The 8,009-nt window shown below is 32.0% G+C and carries 5 protein-coding genes; 2 read left to right on the top strand and 3 right to left on the bottom strand.

The genetic code is table 11. From position 1 onward, the window contains the following. The first annotated feature begins 1 nt into the window (after position 1). Together BM024_RS07165 and BM024_RS07170 are read left to right on the top strand one after the other, a co-directional pair. A complete protein-coding gene (locus tag BM024_RS07165; RefSeq protein ID WP_090678773.1) occupies positions 2 to 3,688 on the top strand; it encodes a M1 family aminopeptidase in 3,687 nt (1,228 codons plus the stop codon). An 84-nt stretch (positions 3,689 to 3,772) separates the two neighbouring features. Next, a complete protein-coding gene (locus tag BM024_RS07170) occupies positions 3,773 to 3,976 on the top strand; it encodes a beta/alpha barrel domain-containing protein (RefSeq protein ID WP_090678774.1) in 204 nt (67 codons plus the stop codon). A gap of 85 nt (positions 3,977 to 4,061) precedes the next feature. Here the strand turns inward: BM024_RS07170 and BM024_RS07175 are convergent, their stop codons facing one another. The 3 genes from BM024_RS07175 to BM024_RS07185 all read right to left on the bottom strand — a co-directional run. Next, a complete protein-coding gene (locus BM024_RS07175; protein ID WP_090678775.1) occupies positions 4,062 to 5,510 on the bottom strand; it encodes a glyceraldehyde-3-phosphate dehydrogenase in 1,449 nt (482 codons plus the stop codon). 110 nt (positions 5,511 to 5,620) lie between these two features. Then, positions 5,621 to 7,018, bottom strand: coding sequence for a trypsin-like peptidase domain-containing protein (locus tag BM024_RS07180; RefSeq protein WP_090678776.1), 1,398 nt, complete (start codon positions 7,016 to 7,018; stop codon positions 5,621 to 5,623). A 737-nt stretch (positions 7,019 to 7,755) separates the two neighbouring features. Further along, positions 7,756 to 8,009: integrase core domain-containing protein (locus BM024_RS07185; protein WP_143077735.1), on the bottom strand; the 254-nt coding region annotated here is incomplete at its 5' end.

Raw genomic sequence — 8,009 nt, forward strand, 5'->3', positions numbered from 1 at the left:
TATGTTTGCAACTATATTTTCATTTGAATTAAAACGATGGTTTAAAAGCTGGGTGTTTTATGTGTATTTAGCCGTTTTTTTTGGATTATCTTTCATGGTAATGGCCAGTGCACTTGGAGTATTTGATGTTGTTAAGAATACAACAAGTACATTAATGTATATGAATTCTCCGTATGTTATAAATTCATTGATTGGGGGATTTAATAATTTGTTGTATTTTCTATTTCCATCTATTATAGGTACCTCTATTTACAGGGATTTTCAATATAACGTACACCATATACTTTATTCTTATCCATTCACAAAGACGAATTATTTATTAGGTAAGTTTTTAAGTTCTTTTTTAATTGTATTAGTCATTAGTTTGTCAATGGGGTTGGGGCTCTATTTAGCTACTTTTATTCCGTGGATTAATGAACAATTAATCGGACCTTCTACATTATGGGGGTATTTACAGCCTTATGTATTAATCGTCATCCCTAATATGTTATTTACAGGAACCATTGTATTTGTTTTAGTGACCTTGAGTCGAAGTATTTATATTGGATTTGTTGGAATTATAATTTTGTTTTTTATTCAGGGAATGATGTCCGGACTTGTTCAGAATATGGACAATAAATTAATAGCAGCACTAATTGATCCTACCGGGGCTAGAGCATTGTCATATTATACTGAATATTGGACGATAGAAGATATTAATTCAAATTATCTGCCAATGGGAAAATACCTCCTTGTAAATAGAATGATTTGGGTAGGTATAGCTTTGTTGTTTTTGATAATACTTGGCTTTTTATTTAAGTTCTCTCAAGAAAAGACTTCATTTGGTAAAAAGAATAAAGCAGAGAGGTTAGTGAAGAATAACTTTGGAGGTGTTTTTAAAATTGATTTGCCCAAGGTTGCTTATGACTTTTCTTCCAAATCAAATTGGAAGAACGTTTTTGCCTTTGCTAAATTGGATTTTAAATATCTTGCCAAAAACAAAGTATTCTTAATTTTAATTGGAATTGGCGTATTATTTATGATTTTAGTGTCAACAGCACTTTCTTCTTTATATGGTACTCCAACATATCCTGTGACATCAGTGATGCTATTTGTTCCTGGGAGTACTTTCCAGTTTTTTATATTGATAATTACTTTCTTAGGAGCAGGACAATTAGTTCATAGAGGCTCCTTATCAAGAATGAATTTATTGGTAGATTCTACAGTTACTCCAAACTGGGTGTTTTTTGTTTCAAAATTCTTTGCATTAATTGCAGTACAATTAGTGCTATTGCTCGTTATTGTGGTTACGGGAATTTCTATTCAAGCTTATCACGGTTATTATAATTTTGAAATTGGATTGTATTTATTTTCACTTGTAGGCTTAAGTTGGATTTTTTATATTATTTGGGCCTTAATGTCAATGGCTGTCCAGACGTTGTTTAAAAATTACATTCTCGGAGCTTTTTGCTTGTTAGTGATGATGATTATATGGCCTTACATTGATAAAATAGGGATAGAGAATGAGATTTTCTTCTTTAATGATGTAAGTGAGCCGCATTATTCCGATATGAATGGTTTTGGGACAGGTGTTTTTAAGTATTATTTATATTGTTTTTATTGGTTGCTTTTTGTTGGTTTTCTGGGATGTTTGACATTGATTTTTTGGAGAAGAGGGATTTTTTCTGGATTTAGAGATAGAATCTATTATGCCAAGAAAAATGCTAAACCCACAGTATTAGTTATTACACTGCTCCTAATGATTTCATTTGTTGGATTAGGAGGTTTTTTATATTATAAATCAAATATTGAAGAGGTGCATTATTCAAGTAAGCAAATTGAAGAAATGCGTATTGAAGGAGAAAAGAAATACAAGAAGTATGAAAATGTAATTCAGCCTCGGATAGTAGATGTATCTGTAGATTTTGATATATATCCAGATACCAATGATTTTTTGGCAAGAGGGCGCTATACTTTAGTGAATAAGGCTGAAACTAATATTGATACGCTTATTGTGTCTTATCTAGTAGACTTGAAGAATGAAATCGAGATTCACGGTGCTAGGTTAGTTTCTAACGACACTGTATATGGCTATCAATTTTATGTTTTGAATACAGTTTTACAACCAAAGGATTCAATTATTTTGAACTTTACTGTAAAGAATAAACCTAATACATTATTTAAAAATAATTCTCCAATTTTAAACAATGGAACTTTTGTGAATAATAGTAGTTTTCCGTCTCTAGGATATTCTGATGCGTATGAAATTAGTGATGATGAAATACGTAAGAAATATGGATTGAAGCCGAAGGATCGTATGGCGACACAAGATGATAAGAGAGCACTCCAAAATACTTATATAAGTAATGATTCAGATTGGATATCATTTGAGACAACTGTTAGTACAAGTTTAGATCAAATTGCGATTGCACCAGGGTATTTACAAAAGGAATGGACTGAAAATGGCAGACGTTATTTTCATTATAAAATGGATGATAAGATGCTTAACTTTTATGCATTTAACTCTGCGCGTTATGAGGTGAAAAAAGATAAATGGAAAGATATTAATATAGAAGTGTATTATCACAAAGGACATGATTATAATGTAGGTCGTATGATAAAAGGGGTAAAACGTTCCTTAGAATATTATTCTAAAGAATTTAGTCCTTATCAACATAAACAAGTTCGTATTGTTGAGTTTCCAAATACTATGGGAACATTTGCACAATCATTTGCAAATACAATTCCTTTTTCTGAATCAATTGGATTTATAGCTGAAGTAGATGATAAAGATTCTAAGGCTGTAGATTATCCATTTTCTGTAACAGCGCACGAAGTAGCACATCAGTGGTGGGCACATCAAGTGATTGGAGCAAATGTTCAAGGAGTGACAATGTTATCAGAAAGTTTATCAGAATATAGTTCTTTGAAAGTACTAGAGCATGAGTATGGAAAAGAGCAAATGCGAAAATTTTTACAAGAAGCATTAGATGGTTATTTAAGTGGTCGAGGAAGTGAAAATAAAAAGGAAAAACCATTAATGTATAATGAGAATCAGCAATATATCCATTATAACAAGGGGTCTTTAGTTTTTTATACTTTGAGTGATTATATAGGGGAGGGGAAATTAAATGAAGTGCTTAGAAATTATATTAAGAAAGTAGCCTTTCAAGAAGCTCCTTATACCACTTCCAAAGAGTTAGTAGAAGACTTGCGTAAAGCTACTCCGGATTCTTTGAAGTATATGATTAAAGATATGTTTGAAACAATTACTTTATATAATAATTATATTGATAGAGCAACTGTTAAAGAGTTAGAGAATGGAAAGTATGAGATTAAGATTAAAGGAATTGTAAGTAAATACAGGTCTGGTGAGAAGGGTGATAGAATTTATATAGATAGAGAAAAGAAAAGTTTAAAGTTCGAAAATGAGAAGGGAAGAACAATTGAATCTTTACCCTTGTCAGACTATATTGAAATTGGTGTATTTAGTAGCGGCGATAGGGAAATGAAATTTAGTATGACTACTGCTGATGAAGGAAATATACATATTCCAGAAGAAAGAATTTTGTACTTGAAAAAAGTAAAGGTGACACAGATAGAGAATGAGTTTGTTATAATAGTAGATGAAAAACCATTAGAAGTTGGAATAGACCCTTATAATAAATTAATTGACACGAATTCCAGAGATAACAGAAAAAGACTGTGATAATTAACTTAACTGTAAAGTACTGATTTGTTGTTAGACTGTGTAAATACCCTTAAATTTGTGTTCTTAAAAATAAGTTGAGAAATGAATAAACATTTATATATTGAGGAGTCATTTAACAAAATCAGAGAAAAGGGGTTAGTAGTGCCGGTGGAGTTGGTGCCTGGAACTGTTATAACAGATTTAGAAAAGTATTTAAATGCTTTGAAGACTGGATATTTAGAAAGTAAAGAGCCGAGGATAGATCAATTGTTTTTTGAAAAGATTGAGCAACTAAAAAAAATGTAGAGGAAGTACTTAAAAATGGTTTAGAATAAAAAAACGGGTTTATCTTTTTAGATGAACCCGTTTTTATTTTAATATATACGAACTATTAATAGTACGTATAGCGTCTTACTTTTGCAATATATTTAGCTAAACGCATTACTTGATGACTATATCCATATTCGTTATCATACCAAATATATAAAACAATATTCTTTCCGTCCGCAGAAACAATTGTAGCGTTACTATCATAAATTGCTGGAGCAGAAGTTCCAACGATATCAGATGAAACAAGTTCGTTATTTAAAGAGTATTTGATTTGCTCAACAAGATTTCCTTGAAGTGCTGCTTTCTTAATGATACGATTAATATCTTCGATTGAAGTTTCTTTATTTACTTCCAGGTTTAAAACAACTAGGGAACCATTAGGAACTGGTACGCGAATTGCGTTTGAAGTTAATTTTCCAGCTAAAGATGGCAATGCTTTTGCAACAGCACTTCCAGCTCCAGTTTCAGTGATTACCATGTTTAAAGCTGCTGCTCTACCACGACGGTATTTTTTGTGCATATTATCAACCAAGTTTTGGTCGTTTGTATATGCATGAATAGTTTCTAAATGCCCTTTAACAACTCCTAAACTATCTTCAACTACTTTTAAAATAGGTGTGATTGCATTTGTTGTACAAGAAGCAGCAGAGAAAATATCAACTGTATTAGGGTCGTACTCTTCGTGGTTAACTCCATGAACAATATTAGGAACACCTTTACCAGGAGCAGTTAATAAAACTTTGTCAGCTCCTTTTGAAGATAAATGACGTTTTAAGTCTTCTTCTGTTGTAAATGCGCCTGTATTGTCAATCACTAAAGCATTTTCAATACCGAATGATGTGTAATCAATATCTTCAGGATTGTTGGCTGAAATCATATGAACAGTAGTTCCGTTAATGATTAAAGCATTATTCTCAGGGTCAGCAATAACAGAACCTTCGAAGTCACCGTGAACAGAGTCGTATTTAAGTAAAGAGGCTCTTTTTTCTAAAAGTGTAGCATTATTCTTATCACGGGTAACAATAGCTCTCAAGCGAAGCTGTTGACCTTTACCCATCTTATTCATAAGTTCGCGAGCCAATAAACGGCCAATACGTCCAAATCCATATAATACTACGTCTTTAGGAGCGATATCTTCTGTTTCTTTTGCGTCTTTTAATTTACTTACAACAAAAGCTAAAGCATTGTCGTATTTGTTGTCTTCTAAATGGTATTCATAAGTCAAACGACCAATATCAATTCTAGATGGAGGTAAATCAGAAGCTAAAATTGCTTTTGCAATTTCTACAGAGTCAAAAATGTTGATTGGTTTTTCAACAAACTTTGCTGCATACTCATGTAAGTTAATAATGTCGCTAACGCTTCTGTCTATTAATTGATTTCTAAACATAATCAATTCGATAGACTTGTCATACCATAAGTCGCTTACGATTTTAATTAGCTCTACACATGCTTTTCTGCGGTCTGCTTGAAAAGCTAATTCTTTCTCGTATAAACCAGTGTTTTTCATATTAGATTGTGTTGTAATAAATTAGTGCAAAATACCGATTTTTAATCCAATTAATCAAATATTATGCCCAGTTTTACTAAACTTAGCTTAATATTGATAGCAATTAGAGACTATAGGAGAATACGAATTAGTTCTCCTTGTGTATTTAAGACTTCTAACCGAAATCTACTAGTAGATGAGCTGTTATCTAGAATTTTATTTGCGATTTGTGTATTGTTTATTTTGTTTTTATTAATCGTTAGTAAAATAGAGCCTTCTAGTTCTTTCTGGTAGGCTAGGTAGTTTTTATTTGTAACTTTCTTAATTCGCACACCATAGTTGAGATTTAGATTGGTTAATTCCTCGGTGCTTAGGTCTTCTAATTCAAAGCCGTTAAAGTTAAAAATAGCGTTTTCAGGTTTTATTAGGGCAACTTTAAAGTCTATTTCGTCAGTTCCTCTTAGAATCTGTAGATTCACAATATCCTGAGGTCTTTTTGTGTTTAATATAGACTTGATGTCTACAAAGGTATTTATGGTTCGATCGTTTATTTTTTTTATGATATCTCCTTGTAGAATTCCTGCTTTTTCAGCTCCAGAATTTTTGGTTATATTTTGAATGTAGAATCCCTGATGAGTTTTTACCTTAAGTTCTTCAGCTAACATGTTATTTAATTCGATTCCTTGAATTCCTAAAACGCCTTGTTGGACATTTCCGAATTCTAGAATATCCTCAATAATTTTTCTTGTAACGTTTGAAGGTACTGCAAAAGAATAACCTACATAGGAACCTGTCGTAGAGGATATCATGGTGTTTATACCAATTAGTTCTCCTCTGCTATTAACCAATGCTCCGCCGCTGTTACCAGGGTTAACTACCGCATCCGTTTGTATGAAGGATTGTATTCCTGATTTTGTTAAGTTTCTTGCTTTTGCTGATATTATTCCTGCAGTTACAGTTGACGTTAGATTGTATGGGTTTCCTACAGCAAGAACCCACTCTCCTAGACGGATTCCATCAGAATCTCCAAAAACTAGGTAAGGAAGTTTCTTTGGGGAATCGATTTTTAGTAGAGCAATATCCATCTCGGTATCGGTACCTATTAATTTAGCATTGTAAGTCTGATTGTTGTTTAGAGTTACTTCTAGTTCTGAAGCATTGGCAATAACATGGTTATTTGTGACTATGTATCCATCTTCTGAAATAATTACTCCTGAACCCATTCCGATTTGTGCTTGAGTTTGTCCTCCTTTATAGCCATAAAAAAATTCGAGTAAAGGATTGCTAGGTGTGGTTCTATAACTTAAGTTTTTTACGTGGACAACTGCATGTACTGTGTTTTCTGCAGCATCAGTAAAATCCATACTAGTTAAACTTAAATTTTGTTTATCTAATGAATGTGAGGTGTTTCTTGAGAAAATCTCATTTGGTGTATTGTTTTCTCTTGGTTCAAAAAATAATTTATAGCCTCCTAAGGTAATGGCTCCGCTTAAAAGAGAAACTAATAATATACTTGTAAATTTATTCATAGCGTTATTTATTAATAGTTGTTGGGTATGAGTAAAAATAATAAGATTTTTTTATGAAATATAGCCTTTAACTAGCGATTAACATGTTTATGTGTGCTTTGGTAAATGTATATATTTTTTGTTGTTGGAATAGCTGTTTAGTGATGAGGGAATTACATGAAATTTGTAATATATGGGCAGTATAAGTGAGTTTTAGTTTATGGATGAAAACATAGGGCTTTTTGGGAGGCTATTTGGAAAACAGTGATATTTTTATTTTAAAAGGTTTGTTGATTTAATAAACTTATATAGTAGTAGAGGAGAAGGGGATTAATGATTAGAAGAAGTGCTTTGTTGGAAGGGTTTTTTTTAGGATGTTTTGTATTCATGTTTGAAAACCTAAACTACTCTTTTTTTAATAGCCGTGTTTATTGCTTAGGATATCAAGTATACATAAGAACCTCTACTTTTATATAAGGAGTTTTGTTTTATAGTCCACCATTTGAAAAACAAATAAGTTCCTCTTTATATATAAGGAGGCTATCGGTTATAATATATAGAACATACCCTGCTTAAACCCTAGTCAGCTTTATAGCCACAGCTAGGGTATTTTTGTAAAAGTGTGCTCAGGGTCCATTGAAAGTCCACTTAAACTCCACTCAAAGTCTATTATAGTAATAGAGGTTGTCTCGTCCTAGTATAGCTGTACAGTTATTGTTATTAATCCTGCTTATAACTGTACATGTAATTTAGTAGTCCTAAGATTGCTGTACATCTTCTTTTTTTAGTTGTTTTATCTTGTAATAGTTCTTCCATCTCTTGGTTAAAAAACCCTTTTCTAAATGAGCTTGGTTCGGGGTTAAATTGTCACAACTATTATGTGGTCTAAGACTATTATATGCCTCTATGTTATCCTTTAGTATCTGTTTTGTTTTTTGATATCCCAGATTTGAATAATTTAAATCAAATTCACCTTTTATGATTCCATTGACCCTCTCGGCTACAGCATTAT

It is taken from the genome of Myroides guanonis (assembly GCF_900114085.1).
GTDB classification, from domain to species: domain Bacteria; phylum Bacteroidota; class Bacteroidia; order Flavobacteriales; family Flavobacteriaceae; genus Flavobacterium; species Flavobacterium guanonis.

Coding starts and splice junctions, on each gene's coding strand:
- BM024_RS07165 (WP_090678773.1), top strand. CDS start 2: ATGTTTGCAACTATATTTTCATTTGAATTAAAACGATGGTTTAAAAGC.
- BM024_RS07170 (WP_090678774.1), top strand. CDS start 3,773: ATGAATAAACATTTATATATTGAGGAGTCATTTAACAAAATCAGAGAA.
- BM024_RS07175 (WP_090678775.1), bottom strand. CDS start 5,510: ATGAAAAACACTGGTTTATACGAGAAAGAATTAGCTTTTCAAGCAGAC.
- BM024_RS07180 (WP_090678776.1), bottom strand. CDS start 7,018: ATGAATAAATTTACAAGTATATTATTAGTTTCTCTTTTAAGCGGAGCC.